Origin of the sequence: Nonomuraea sp. NPDC049421 (assembly GCF_040677005.1) — a bacterium.
GTDB classification, from domain to species: domain Bacteria; phylum Actinomycetota; class Actinomycetes; order Streptosporangiales; family Streptosporangiaceae; genus Nonomuraea; species Nonomuraea salmonea.
In genome coordinates this window covers 190,370-203,349 of sequence record NZ_JBFAQA010000009.1, presented here as the reverse complement: position 1 = coordinate 203,349, position 12,980 = coordinate 190,370, and the positions used below count along the sequence as shown (strand labels likewise).

At 71.5% G+C, this 12,980-nt stretch carries 12 protein-coding genes; 3 read left to right on the top strand and 9 right to left on the bottom strand.

Translation table 11 applies throughout. The annotated features are described in order from the left end of the window. Positions 1-5: 5 nt before the first annotated feature. The 3 genes from AB0K18_RS17990 to AB0K18_RS17980 form a co-directional block, all read right to left on the bottom strand. Positions 6-308, bottom strand: coding sequence for a type VII secretion target (locus tag AB0K18_RS17990; protein ID WP_364915187.1), 303 nt, complete (start codon positions 306-308; stop codon positions 6-8). After that, positions 305-682 carry a YbaB/EbfC family nucleoid-associated protein gene (locus AB0K18_RS17985; protein WP_364915185.1) on the bottom strand — a complete coding sequence of 126 codons (378 nt, stop codon included), beginning with the start codon at positions 680-682 and terminating at the stop codon, positions 305-307. Before AB0K18_RS17985 ends, AB0K18_RS17990 begins: the two co-directional genes overlap by 4 nt. Before the next feature lie 137 nt (positions 683-819). Continuing rightward, positions 820-2,178, bottom strand: coding sequence for an MFS transporter (locus AB0K18_RS17980; protein ID WP_364915183.1), 1,359 nt, complete (start codon positions 2,176-2,178; stop codon positions 820-822). A gap of 135 nt (positions 2,179-2,313) precedes the next feature. Between AB0K18_RS17980 and AB0K18_RS17975 the strand changes: the two genes are divergently transcribed. The 3 genes from AB0K18_RS17975 (at position 2,314) to AB0K18_RS17965 (ending at position 6,012) form a co-directional block, all read left to right on the top strand. Continuing rightward, positions 2,314-2,700 carry a MarR family transcriptional regulator gene (locus tag AB0K18_RS17975; RefSeq protein ID WP_364915181.1) on the top strand — a complete coding sequence of 129 codons (387 nt, stop codon included), beginning with the start codon at positions 2,314-2,316 and terminating at the stop codon, positions 2,698-2,700. Between the two features lie 136 nt (positions 2,701-2,836). After that, positions 2,837-3,529, top strand: coding sequence for an ABC transporter ATP-binding protein (locus tag AB0K18_RS17970; protein ID WP_364915179.1), 693 nt, complete (start codon positions 2,837-2,839; stop codon positions 3,527-3,529). Then, on the top strand, positions 3,526-6,012 hold the full coding sequence (locus AB0K18_RS17965) for an FtsX-like permease family protein (RefSeq protein ID WP_364915177.1): 2,487 nt from the start codon (positions 3,526-3,528) through the stop codon (positions 6,010-6,012). The genes AB0K18_RS17970 and AB0K18_RS17965 overlap by 4 nt, the downstream gene beginning before the upstream one ends. 34 nt (positions 6,013-6,046) lie before the next feature. On the opposite strand, the gene AB0K18_RS17960 is transcribed toward AB0K18_RS17965, so the two are convergent. The 6 genes from AB0K18_RS17960 to AB0K18_RS17935 all read right to left on the bottom strand — a co-directional run bounded on the left by AB0K18_RS17960 (position 6,047) and on the right by AB0K18_RS17935 (position 12,900). Next, positions 6,047-7,324 (bottom strand): thymidine phosphorylase, encoded by a 1,278-nt coding sequence (locus AB0K18_RS17960; protein WP_364915175.1) that lies wholly within the window; start codon positions 7,322-7,324, stop codon positions 6,047-6,049. Further along, on the bottom strand, positions 7,324-7,719 hold the full coding sequence (locus AB0K18_RS17955) for a cytidine deaminase (RefSeq protein WP_355411064.1): 396 nt from the start codon (positions 7,717-7,719) through the stop codon (positions 7,324-7,326). Before AB0K18_RS17955 ends, AB0K18_RS17960 begins: the two co-directional genes overlap by 1 nt. Next, positions 7,716-8,996 (bottom strand): ABC transporter permease, encoded by a 1,281-nt coding sequence (locus AB0K18_RS17950; protein WP_364915173.1) that lies wholly within the window; start codon positions 8,994-8,996, stop codon positions 7,716-7,718. Before AB0K18_RS17950 ends, AB0K18_RS17955 begins: the two co-directional genes overlap by 4 nt. Further along, positions 8,993-10,135, bottom strand: coding sequence for an ABC transporter permease (locus tag AB0K18_RS17945; protein ID WP_364915171.1), 1,143 nt, complete (start codon positions 10,133-10,135; stop codon positions 8,993-8,995). The genes AB0K18_RS17950 and AB0K18_RS17945 overlap by 4 nt, the downstream gene beginning before the upstream one ends. Beyond that, a complete protein-coding gene (locus AB0K18_RS17940; RefSeq protein WP_364915169.1) occupies positions 10,135-11,742 on the bottom strand; it encodes an ABC transporter ATP-binding protein in 1,608 nt (535 codons plus the stop codon). The genes AB0K18_RS17945 and AB0K18_RS17940 overlap by 1 nt, the downstream gene beginning before the upstream one ends. Positions 11,743-11,829: 87 nt before the next feature. Then, positions 11,830-12,900: a BMP family ABC transporter substrate-binding protein gene (locus AB0K18_RS17935; protein WP_364915167.1), complete on the bottom strand. Its 1,071-nt coding sequence runs from the start codon at positions 12,898-12,900 to the stop codon at positions 11,830-11,832. Between the last annotated feature and the right edge of the window lie 80 nt (positions 12,901-12,980).

Below are 12,980 nucleotides of genomic sequence, written 5' to 3'. Positions count from 1 at the left end.
GTCGCTCAGTCGCGGCGGGCGGGCGGCCGGTCGGCGGCCTCGTAGTTGCGGCTGGAGACGTGCAGGCCGGTGGTGAGGTCGTCGAGGTCGTCCAGGTAGTCCTTGAAGGCGTCCTGGATGGCCTGCTCCATGCCGGGCAGCTTCTTGGCGAGCTCGGCGCCGTACATGTCGTCGCCGAGCGTCTTCCTGTCCAGGTCGAAGGCGGCGCGCAGGGCGGTTCTCGCCTCCTCGGCGTTGCTCTTCAGCTCCTGGTAGACGGCGCTGTGCCGGCGCAGCGCCGCCGCGCGTACGGTGAATCCGTCGCTCACCTGGAACCCTCCTGCGGGCCGGGGAGGAACGCGTCGAGCCCCTGTCCGAAGACCCCGTCGAGGAGCTCGGGGTCCGGCATGAGCGGCTCCATGAGCGTCCTGCTCCGCTCGGCGACCTCGCCCGCCGCCGCCTCGGCCTGCCGCATGATGGCCTCGGCCAGCTCGGACGGCGACAGGCTGCGGTAGACGCGCGGGTTCAGCTCGATGCCGCGCAGCCGCCCGTTGGGGCCGACGGTGACGCTGACCATCCCGTCCTTGGAGCGCGATGTACGCTCGACGGCGTTGTACTCCGCGTACGTCTCCCGCAGCCGGGCGACCTGCCGGTCGATGTCCCGTGCCATCTCCTCGATCGTCGCCTCGAACGCGTCGGTCACCGAAGCACTCTCCCCCTGTGAATGATCACCGGGATCGTATTATGAGCAGGAACGGACACGACGTCACGTTCGGGCGCTGTTAGCAGAGAATTAACGTCTTTGACGCAAAGCCAGGGCCACCGACCAATTTGCGAAAATTACACCGTTTCGTAGGTCCGCACCGGCTCCGCCGCAGGGATCGCCTTGCGCGCCCGCAGCCCCGTCGCCGAGATCGCCAGCCCGGCCAGCGCCAGCACCAGCGACACCACGATCGCCGCGCGCAGCGAGCCGATCGAGAGCGTCTCGCCGCCGCCCGAGGTGAGCACGGCGGTCACCACGGCCAGCACGATCGCGCCGCCCACCTGCCCCGAGGTGTTCAGCAGACCGGAGGCGAGGCCCTGCTCGTCGTCGTCCACGCCGTTGGTGGCCTGGATGTTGAGCGCGGGGAACGACAGCGCGAACGCGATGCCCAGCAGGACCATACCGGGGATCACCATGCCGCCCAGGCTGGGGGTGCGGTCGATGCCGAGGAAGATCGCGTAGCCGCCGGCCAGCGCCGCCGCGCCGATCACGATCAGCTTGCCGGTGCCGAACCTGTCGGCGAAGTCGCCCATCTTGGTCGAGGTGAGCGCGACCAGCACGCCGGCGGGCAGGAACGCCATCGCGGTGCCGAGCGCCGACCAGCCCAGCAGGTTCTGGAAGTACTGCATGGCCACGAACTGGAAGGCCACGTACGAGCCCATGAGGATGACCAGCCCGAGGTTGGCCCGCACGATGTGCCCGGAGCGCAGGAGGCCCAGCCGCACCAGCGGGTGGCGCACCTTCAGCTCGGTGAACACGAACAGCCCGAGCAGCGCGGCCACCCCGGCGAGCGAACCGATCGTCCGCGCGGACGCCCAGCCGGCCTCGGGAGCCTGCACGACCGTGAAGACCAGCAGCAGCATGGACCCCGTGATCGTCACGGCGCCGACGAGGTCGTGGCCGCCCTCGGCCCGCTCCTCACGGCCGCGCGGCAGCACCTTCAGCGCGGCGATCAGCGCGACGACCGCGACGGGCACCGGCATCAGCAACGTCCACCGCCAGCCGATCTCGGTCAGCAACCCCGACAGCACCAGGCCGAGCGAGTAGCCGCTCGCGCCCGAGGCGGTGAAGAAGCTCAGCGCCTTGTTGCGCTGCGGACCCTCGGGAAACGTGGTCGTGATGATCGACAAGGCGGCCGGGGCGGTGAACGCGGCGGCCACGCCCTTCACGAACCGCGCGGCGATCAGCAACCCGCCGTCGTCCACCACACCGCCCAGCAACGACGCCACGGCGAAGACGCCCAAGGCGACCAGGAACACCCTGCGCCGCCCGAGCAGGTCGGCGGTCCTGCCGCCGAGCAGCAGCAGCCCGCCGTAGCCGAGCACGTAGCCGCTGACCACCCACTGCAGCGAGGACGTGGTCAACCCCAGGTCGTGCTGGATGGCCGGCAGCGCGACACCCACCATCGAGACGTCAAGCGCGTCAAGAAAGATCACTGCGCAGAGCACGGCCAAGGCGGCCCAGCGCGAAGAAGGAGAAGTCATGAGCCAGAACAATACATGCACTCGCATCTAATGCAAGCGCATTTAATTCCGTTGCATGAGAGTTGGGCTGGTGGTAACCTGCGCGACATGGACGCGGACGACGTGGTCGAGACCTGGCACTACGTCCTGGCCAAGCACGCCAAGGCGATGTGCGCGCTGGAGCGCGAGCTGGGCGCGCGGCACGGGCTGGGACCCAGCGAGTTCGAGGTGCTCGACCGGATCGTCCGCCACGACCGCAAGCTGCGCATCCAGGAGCTGTGCGACGAGGTCCACCTGAGCCAGAGCGCACTGTCGCGGGTGGTGGGCCGCCTGGAGAAGGCCGCGCTCGTCTCGCGCGACGTCTGCCGCGACGACCGGCGCGGGGTCTACGTCCGCATCACCGACCAGGGCCGCGCCCGCCACGCCGAGGCCGTGCCCACCCACCGCGCCGTCCTCGCCGAGATCTTCAGCGAAGCCCCCGCCTTCACGAGCTGACCTCCGCACCCCGCACTCCCCGCCTTCCTGGCGAAGGCGGGGATTCGTCATGTCTTCCCTCAGGCTTGTACATTCCGCTTGAGGCGTGCATACCGAGTATGCATACTTAGTACGCATGTCGGTCGATGGAGGAGCGATGACGTTCGTACGGCTGGCCGATGTGGCCAGGGTGCACGGCGAAGGGGCGGCTGCCGTGCACGCGCTGAAAGGTGTGAGCCTCGAGGTGGGACTGGGGGAACTGGTCGCGGTCATGGGCCCGTCGGGGTCCGGCAAGTCGACCCTGCTCAACCTCGCGGGCGGCCTCGACCGGCCCACGTCGGGGACGGTGCACCTCGACGGGCAGGACCTCGCCGCCGTACGCGACCTGGCGGCGCTGCGGCGGCGCAGCGTCGGCTACGTCTTCCAGGACCTCAACCTGATCCCGTCGCTGACGGCGGCGGAGAACGTGATGCTGCCCCGCGAGCTCGACGGCGTGCGCTCAGGCCGGGCCCGCGATGAGGCCATGGCCGCCCTGGCGGAGGTCGACGCGGCCGATCTGGCCGGCCGCTTCCCCGAGGAGCTGTCCGGCGGCCAGCGCCAGCAGGTCGCGATCGCCCGCGCGCTGGTCGGTGAGCGGCGGCTGCTGCTGGCCGACGAGCCGACCGGCGCGCTCGACACGCGTACCGGCGACGAGATCCTGCGCACGTTACGGGCGCGCTGCGACGCGGGGGCCGCAGTGCTGCTCGTCACCCACGAGCCGCGGTACGCCGGCTGGGCCGACCGGGTGGTGTTCCTGCGCGACGGGATGCTCGCCGAGTCCACGGACGTGCCGCTGGAGAGCGCTCGATGAGCGCGATGAGCGCCGCGCTGCGCATCTCCCGCCGCAGCGCGTGGCGGGCCAAGGGCCGAAGCGCGCTCATCATGGTGATGATCGCGCTGCCCGTCCTGGTGATCACCGGGGTCGCCACGTGGTTCGCGACCGTGAGCGTCTCCGGGCCCGAGATGGTGCAGGCCGAGCTGGGCACGGCCGACGCCCGCCTCGTGCAGTTCCCGGAAGGCACGACGATTCACCAGGACCCGCGCGGCACGGCCTGGCAGGGGGACGGCGACAAGCGGGCCATCCCCGAGCGCAGTGCCGCCGAGGTGGCGGCGCTGCTCGCGCCGGGCACCCGGGTCATCCCCTGCAGCGCCGGCGAGATCGAGCTGGGCGCCGGACGGATGGACGCGCTGGAGACCGACCTGCGCGACCCCCTCACCAAGGGCATGCTGATACCGGCCGAGGGCCGGCTGCCCGCCGGGCCGGGCGAGGTCGCGGTGACCCCCGCCACCGGCCTGCGGCCCGGCGACCTCCTGCGGCCGGCCGGCGCGACGCCGCTGAAGGTGGTGGGCGTGGTCGAGCACCCGTACCGCCCGGCACTGCGGCAGGTCGTCGGGCCCGACCTTCCGCTGGTGCCGTCGGAGAGGATCCACTTCAGGAACGAGTACGGCGCCGCCTGGCTCGTCGACACCCCCGCCCCGGTCACCTGGACGGACGTGGCCGCGCTGAACACCGCCGGCATCCACGTCACCTCCCGCGACATGCTCACGAACGTGCCCGACAGGACGGCGATTCGCGGCCTGCCCCAGACGGTCGCGCTCGGCGCGATGGTGATCATGCTGGTGCTGGAGACCGTGCTGCTGGCCGGCCCCGCCTTCGCGGTCGGGCTGCGGCGACGGCGGCGGGAGCTGGCCGAGATCGCGGCGCAGGGCGGCTCGGCCGGGCACCTGCGGCTGATCGTGCTGGCCGACGGCGTGGTGCTCGGCGGCACGGCCACACTGGTGGCGACGGCGCTGGGCGTCGGCGCGGGAGGGCTGGCCGCCGAGATCGGGGCGCACTGGGGCGGGCAGGTCGGCCCGCTGGACGTGCCGTGGCTCACGGTCCTGGGTGTCGCCGTACTGGGCCTGGTCTCCGGGATCGTGGCGGCGCTGGTGCCCGCCGTGCAGGCGGCCCGGCAGGACACCGTGAGCGTGCTGGCCGGCCGCCCGCCCGCCGTGGCCATCCGGCGCGGCTGGCCGCTGGCCGGGGGCGTGCTGGTGCTGGCCGGGCTGGTGGCGACCGTACTGGCCCGCCGCCAGCAGGACCCGGCGACGGTGTGGACCGCCGCGCTGCTGATCATGATCGGCCTGGTCGTGCTGACGCCGTGGCTGATCGGCCTGACCGGGCACGTGGCCGGCCGGCTGCCGCTGTCGCTGCGGGTGGCCGTCCGCGACGCGGTACGCCACCGCTCCAGGACGGCGAGCGCGGTGGCGGCCGTCACGGCGGTCACCGCCACGGTCGTCGCCGTGGGCATCAGCGCGCAGAGCGAGTACGCCGACCAGCAACGCGCCTACACCTCGGCGCGCCCGACCGGCACGCTGGCCGTCTGGGGCGGCGTGATGAGCGACAAGACCTGGACCAGGCTGCGCGCCGAGGCGGTACGGGGGCTTCCAGGAGTGCCGCTCGCCTCGGGCTACCAGGTGCAGGACACCCAGGGCCGCCGCTACGCCCTGCGCTACTCGGTGCGCTGGAACGGCACGCGCACCCGCCGTACGGTGGCCGTCGGCGACCAGCCCCTGCTCACCCTCCTGCAGGGACGCCACGACCCGCGGGCGGCCGCGGCGCTGGCCAGCGGCAAGGCCGTGGTGTTCGACCCGGCCGCGGTGCGCGACGGCAAGCTGCGGCTGCGGGCCGGCTCGACGTCGGGCCCGCCGCGCACCTTCGAGGTGCCCGCGGTGGCGGCCACCCCCGCCGACGAGCACCAGGGCGGGGCCCTGCTGCCGCGCGGCCTGGTCGAACAGGCCGGTTTCACGACCCTGGAACGCCAGCTCTACGCCATGCACCGGCCGCCGGACACACTGGCCGGCGACCTGCACGAGGTGACCTCCCGCGTGACGGTCGCCGTGGAGGACGGGTACCAGCACCTGCCCGGCACCGGCCTGGGCGGCTGGCTCGTGGGCGCCCTGGTGCTGGTCGTCGGCGGCACGCTGGCCGCCACCGGCCTGGCCGCCGCCGACATGCGGCCCGAGCGCTCGACGATGATGGCGATCGGCGCCCCGCCGAGGACGTTGCGGATGGTCGTGGCCTGGCAGGCGCTCTACATCGCCGGTCTCGGCGCGCTGATCGGGCTGGCGGCGGGAGGGGTGACGGGCGTGGCGCTCAGCCGGCCGATGACGTCGCGGGGCTCCGGCGACCCGGCCACGCTCGCCCTGCCGTGGCCGTTCCTGGCCGCCGTCGTGGTGGGGCTGCCCCTGCTCGCGACCCTGGTGTCGCTGCTCACCAGGACCAGGCCGTCCCTCACGCCCCGGCGCTCGTGACGCACGACCCACCGGGCGCCGGTGGGTCGTGCGCTCAGGGGGTGATGCGATCGATGACGAGCGGCAACTGCTGCCCGGCCACCTCGCCCACCTCGTACGCGCCCTCCAGCGCCGCAAGAGCGCGCTCGAAGCGCGAGGTCTCGTCGGCGTGCAGGGTCATGAGGGGCTGACCCTGGCGTACCAGGTCGCCCGGCTTGGCGTGCAGGACGACGCCCGCGCCGAACGACACCGGGTCCTCCTTGCGCGCCCTTCCCGCGCCGAGCCGCCAGGCGGCCAGGCCCACCGCGTACGCGTCGAGCCTGGTCAGCACGCCGGAGGCGGGCACCTCGACCGTCATGGTCTCGGCCGCCCGCGGCAGCAGCGCGTCGGGGTCGCCGCCCTGGGCGGAGATCATCCGGCGCCACACGTCCATGGCGGAGCCGTCCTCCAGCGCCTTGGCCGGGTCCTTGGCACCGGTGATCCCGGCGGCCTCCAGCATCTCGCGGGCCAGCCGTACGGTGAGCTCGACCACGTCGGCGGGCCCGCCGCCCGACAGCACCTCGACCGACTCGGCGACTTCCAGCGCGTTGCCCACGGCCCGGCCGAGCGGCCGGTCCATGGCGGTCAGCAGGGCGACCGTGCGCACGCCCGCGTCGGTGCCGAGCGCGACCATGGTCTCGGCCAGTTCCCTGGCGTCGGGCACGGTCTTCATGAACGCCCCCGAGCCGACCTTGACGTCGAGGACGAGCGAACCGGTGCCCTCGGCGATCTTCTTCGACATGATCGACGAGGCGATGAGCGGGATCGACTCGACGGTGCCGGTGACGTCGCGCAGGGCGTACAGCTTCTTGTCGGCGGGGGCGAGGCCGGAGCCGGCCGCGCAGACGACGGCGCCGGCGGCACGCAGCACGTCCAGCATCTCCGCGTTGGACAGCGAGGCCCGCCAGCCGGGGATCGACTCCAGCTTGTCGAGCGTGCCGCCGGTGTGGCCGAGCCCGCGCCCGGACAGCTGCGGCACGTACGCCCCGCAGGCCGCCACCAGCGGCGCCAGCGGCAGCGTGATCTTGTCGCCGACCCCGCCGGTCGAGTGCTTGTCGGCGGTGGGCCGGTCGAGCGCCGACCAGTCCATGCGCTCGCCCGAGCGGATCATGGCCAGGGTCCAGTCGGCGATCTCGCGGCGGTCCATGCCGTTCAGCAGGATCGCCATGGCCAGGGCCGACATCTGCTCGTCGGCCACCTCGCCGCGCGTGTACGCGTCGATGACCCAGTCGATCTGCGCCGTGGTCAGCTCACGCCGGTCCCGCTTGGCCCTGATGACCTCGATGGCGTCCATCAGGAGCTCCTGCTGAGGTCCTGCGGGCCGAACGCGTACGGCAGGATCTCGGCCATGCGCTTGGGCCCGTCCTCGGTCTCGACGAGCAGGTCCTCGCCGCCGAACTCGTAGAGCAGCTGGCGGCAGCGCCCGCACGGCATCAGCAGCTCACCGTGGCCGTCCACGCAGGTGAAGGCGACCAGCCGGCCGCCGCCCGAGCGCTGCAGCGCCGAGACCAGGCCGCACTCGGCGCACAGGCCCACGCCGTAGGAGGCGTTCTCGACGTTGCAGCCGGTGACGATCCGGCCGTCGTCGACCAGCGCCGCCGCCCCCACGGGGAATTTCGAGTACGGCGCGTACGCGTGCCGCATGGCTTCTGCGGCCTCGTCGCGCAGGCCGTCCCAGTCGATGCTCAATGTTGTTCCCCCCGGCGATAGCTCACGCCGTCCGCCTTGGGCATCCGCAGCCGCTGCGAGGCGACCAGGAGCACGAGCAGCGTGAGCACGTGTGGTGTCATGAAGACGAAGTCGTTCGGCAGCACGTCGATGACCAGCCAGAGCCAGAACAGCACGGCCGCGCCCGCGACGGCCACGGCCATCATCACATACTGCTTGACACCCGGCGCGGCCAGCTCGGCGGGCCGGTCGGGCGCGGTCAGGCGGCGGATCTGCAGGACGAGGTAGGCCAGCAGCAGCACCGCGCCGAACAGGAAGAACGTGGTGACGGTCTGGGCGCTGCGCAGCTGCAGGCTGTTGGCGTAGCCGAACAGGACGGAGCCGGCGGCCAGGCCGCCGGGACGCCAGTTGCCGAAGATCATGGAGGCGAGGCCGATGAAGCCGCGGCCCTGGGTCTGGCCCTCGACGTACTTGCCGGTGAAGAAGACCAGGAACACGCCGCCGAGCCCGGCGAAGGCGCCGGACAGGACGACGGCGACGTACTTGATCCGGTAGACGTTGACGCCGAGCGACTCGGCCGCCCACGGGTTCTCACCGGCCGAGCGCAGCCGCAGGCCGAAGGCGGTGTGCCAGAGCACGTAGAACGTCAGCGGCAGCAGCAGCACGGCCAGGATCACCAGCACGCTGATCCCGTGGGTGAGCCCGCGCAGCACACCGGCGAGGTCGGCCACCAGGAACCAGTGGGTGCTCTCCAGCTTGCCGAGCAGGTCGGGCCCGGCGGACAGCAGCGGCAGGTCGAACGTGGGCGGCTCCCCTTTGACCGCGGGCGAGCCGGTGATGCCGGCGCCCGCCGCGGAGGCGGGCGTGCCCTCCTTGTAGAGCACCTCCGACAGGAAGCGGGTGACTCCGGGGCCGAGCAGGTTGATGGCGACGCCGCTGATGATGTGGTCGACGCCGAACGTCACGGTCGCGACGGCGTGCAGGAGCCCGCCGAGCGCGCCGCCGATCAGCCCGGCGGCCAGCGCGGCCCACGGACCCCACTGGTATCCGGCCCAGCCGGCGAACCAGGTGCCGAGCACCATCATGCCTTCGAGGCCGATGTTGACCACGCCGGCCCGCTCGGCCCACAGGCCGCCGAGACCGGCCAGCGCGATCGGCACGGCCAGGGCCAGCGCGGCGCCGACGGTGCCGGACGAGGTGAGGTCGTCGTAGCCGGTCAGCACGCGGACCAGCGACACCAGCAGGATGAGCCCGGCGACGGCGATCAGCGCGAGGTGGTATTTGCGGACCCTGGTCATGCTGCCACCTCAACGGGGGTGTTCCTGCCGAGCTGCTGGGCCGCTCGCCGTTCCTCGATCCTGAGCGCGATGCGGTTGGTCAGCTCGTTGGCCACGACGACCAGCAGCACGATCGCGCCCTGGATGATGGTGACGACGGAGGCGGGGATGTCGGCGAACTGCAACGGGCCCTGCGCCCGGTCGAGGAAGGCGAACAGCAGCGCGGCGAACGCGATGCCGACGGGCTTGTTCCTGCCGAGCAGCGCCACCGCGATGCCGAGGAAGCCCAGGCCGGCGGTGAAGTTGTTGGTGTAGGCGCCCCGGTCGCCGAGGATCTCCGGCAGGCCGATGAGCCCGGCGATGCCGCCCGACAGCACCATGGCGGCGATGATCATCTTCTTGGGGTTGACGCCGGACGCCTGGGCGGCCGGGCCGTTGAGCCCGCTGGCCTTGACGTTGAAGCCGAACCTGGTGCGCTCCAGCACCACCCAGATGACCACGCCCAGCACGACGGCCACGAGCAGGAAGCCCCACAGACCGCCGTTGCGGGTGGGCGGCAACATGCCGAACCACTCGAAGACGAAGTTCAGGTCGGGGAACATGCCGGACTCGGGCAGCGGTGGCGTGGTCGTGTTGAGCTGGCCCGCCGCCCGCTCACCCGCGAACGGCTCGCGCAGCAGGTACGCCGACAGCGCGATCGCGATGTAGTTGAGCATGATCGTGGAGATGACCTCGTTCACGCCCCTGGTCACCTTCATGACGGCGGGGATGAGCGCGTACAGGCCACCGACCGCGGCCGCCACGAGGATGATGACCGCGATCTGGACGGGGGCGGGCGCGGTGAAGGTGGAGCCCACGAACGCCGCGCAGATCGCGGCGATGCGGTACTGACCCTCGACGCCGATGTTGAAGAGGTTCATGCGGAAGCCGACGGCGACCGCGAGACCGGCGATGAACAGCGGCACGGCCCGGTTGAGGAAGGTCGCGACGGAGTTGGACTCCGCCCGCGCGCTGTTGCCGAAGTCGAAGAAGGCGACCAGCGCGTCGAGCGGGCTGCCGCCCGCGACCACGATGGCCACGCTGCAGATGGCGATCGCCAGCACGACGGCGATGGCGGCGCCGGCGACGGTGAGCAGTGCCCGGTTGAGCCCGGCGGGCATCACGTCTCCTCGTTTCCGGCGATGGCGCCGGTCATGTAACCGCCCAGCTGTTCGGGCGTGATCTCGCGGGGGTCGAGCCCGGCGACGAGCCGGCCCCGGTAGATGACCTGGAGCGTGTCGGACAGGCCGATCAGCTCGTCGAGGTCGGCGGAGATGAGCAGCACGGCGAGGCCGGCGGCGCGGGCGTCGCGCAGGTGGTCCCAGATCGCGGCCTGGGCGCCGACGTCCACGCCGCGCGTGGGGTGCGCGGCGATGAGGAAGACGGGGTCGCCGCTCATCTCGCGGCCCACGATCAGCTTCTGCTGGTTGCCGCCGGACAGGGCCAGGGCCATCGTGTCCACGCCGGGCGTACGCACGTCGTACGCGTCGATGATGCGCTGGGTGTCGGCCTTGGACGCCTTCCTGTCCACCCAGATGCCCTTGCGCGCGGGCTTCCTGGTCTGGTGGCCGAGCACCCGGTTCTCCCACAGCGACGCCTCCAGGAGCAGACCCTGGCGGTGGCGGTCCTCGGGGATGTAGCCGATGCCGGCCTCGCGGCGGCGCAGTGTGGCCCAGGAGCTGATGTCGCGGCCGTCGAGCTCGACCAGGCCGTGCGCGGCCCTGATGCCCATGATGGCCTCGATCAGCTCCGACTGGCCGTTGCCCTCGACGCCGGCGATGCCCAGGATCTCGCCCTTGCGCACCTGGAACGACACGTCGTCGAGCAGCAGCCGCTTGCCCTGGTCGCGCAGCCTGGCGGCGTACTCGGTGACGGCGACGCCCTTGGGGGCCGGGTGGTGGCCGTCGGCCTCCACGGTGAGGTGGGAGACCTGCAGCGCGACCGTGTCGGTCACGGTGGACTCGCGGGTCTCCGGCGTGGGCAGCTCGCTGCCCACCATCAGCTCGGCGAGCCGGCGCGCGGTCACCTCGCGGGGATCGACGCTGGCCACGGTGGTGCCGCGGCGGATGACGGTGATCGCGTCGGCGATGCCGAGCACCTCGTCGAGCTTGTGGGAGATGAAGATGACCGTCAGGCCCTCGGCCTTGAGCTCGCGCAGGTTCTGGAAGAGCTCGTCCACCTCCTGCGGCACGAGCACGGCGGTCGGCTCGTCGAGGATGAGGATGCGGGCTCCGCGGTAGAGCACCTTGAGGATCTCGACGCGCTGGCGGTCGCCGACGCCGAGGTCCTCCACCAGCTTGCCGGGGTCCACCCGCAGGCCGTGGGTGGCGGCCAGCTCGGTGATGCGCCTGCGGGCCGAGGCGGTGTCGAGCCGGCCCGCCCGCTTCGGCTCGGCGCCGAGGACGATGTTCTCCAGCACCGTGAAGTTGTCGGCGAGCATGAAGTGCTGGTGCACCATGCCGATCCCGACGTCGATGGCGTCGCTCGGCGTACGGAAGCTGACCTCCGTGCCGTTGACCTTGATCGTGCCCTCGTCCGGCTTCTGCATGCCGTAGAGGATCTTCATCAGGGTGGACTTGCCCGCGCCGTTCTCCCCTACGATGGCGTGCACCGTGCCGGGCTGGACGGTGATGCGGATGTCGTGGTTCGCGACGACACCGGGGAAACGCTTGGTGATGCCCTCCAGCTCTACGGCGGGTCGCGCCGTGGCCAGGGTGTCAGCACTCATTTCGCCTCTCCTAGAGCGGGTGGGCGACATAGACAGAAGGCCCGAAGTTTACGGACTCCGGGCCCTCAGCTGTCCCTCGTACCCCGATTACGGCTTGGCAGGAACCGTGATCTTGCCGTCGACGATGTCCTTCTTGGCAGCGTCGAGCTTGTCCTTGATGTCGTCGATCTCGCCGCCCGTGGTGGACAGGCCGACACCGTCGACCTTGAGGTCGTACGTCACGTTCGTGCCGCCCTTGGCGCCGCCCTGGAAGGCCTTGATGAACTCGAACACGCCGACGTCGACGCGCTTGAGCATCGAGGTCATGATCACCGACTGCAGGTCGGTCTCCTTGACCGTCTGCCGCTGGTCGGAGTCGACGCCGATGGCCTTCTTGCCGGCCGCGGCGGCCGCCTGGAACACGCCGAGGCCGGAGTCGCCGGAGGCGTGGTAGACGATGTCGGCGCCGTCCTGGTACATCTTCTCGGCCGCGACCTTGCCCTTGTCAGGGGCCTTGAAGCCGCTGAAGTCGCCGTCAGGGGTGAGGTAGGTGACGTCGATCTTGGCGTCCGACTTGACCGACTTCACGCCGGCCACGAAGCCCGCCTCGAACTTCTTGATCAGGTCGGACTCGACGCCGCCGACGAAGCCGACGTGGCCGCTCTCCGACTTGGTCGCCGCGGCGACGCCCGCCAGGTACGAGCCCTGCTCCTCGGCGAACAGCAGGCCGGTCACGTTGGGCGCGTTGGAGGCGGAGTCGACGACCGCGAACTGCAGGTCGGGGTATTCCTCGGCGGTCTTCTTGACGTCTTCGGCGTAGGCGAAGCCGACCCCGATGATCGGGTTGTAGCCGGCGTCCGCGAGCTGACGCAGCAGGTCACCGCGGTTGGAGCCGTCGGCGGAGGGGCTCAGCTCCTTGATCTCCGCGCCCAGCTCCGTCTTCGCCCTCTCGAGGCCGGTGTAAGCCGCGTCGTTGAAGGACTTGTCACCGCGCCCGCCGACGTCGAACGCGAGGCCGACCTTCAGCGAGCCGGTGCCCGCCGCGGAACTCGTGCCCCCTGTCGGCTCTTCGCTGGCTGTGGTTCCCCCACCATCGCCGCCACCGCAGGCGGCCGCTGCCATGAGCATGACGCCGGCGACCGAGCCGAGCATCAGCTTGTTGAATCGCTTGCCGAGCAAGGCGACTCCTTCCATTTCCCCGCCGCCGAATCTCATCGCAGGCGCGAAGAAACGAACGGCACCTGCACGGAAGATAGTTG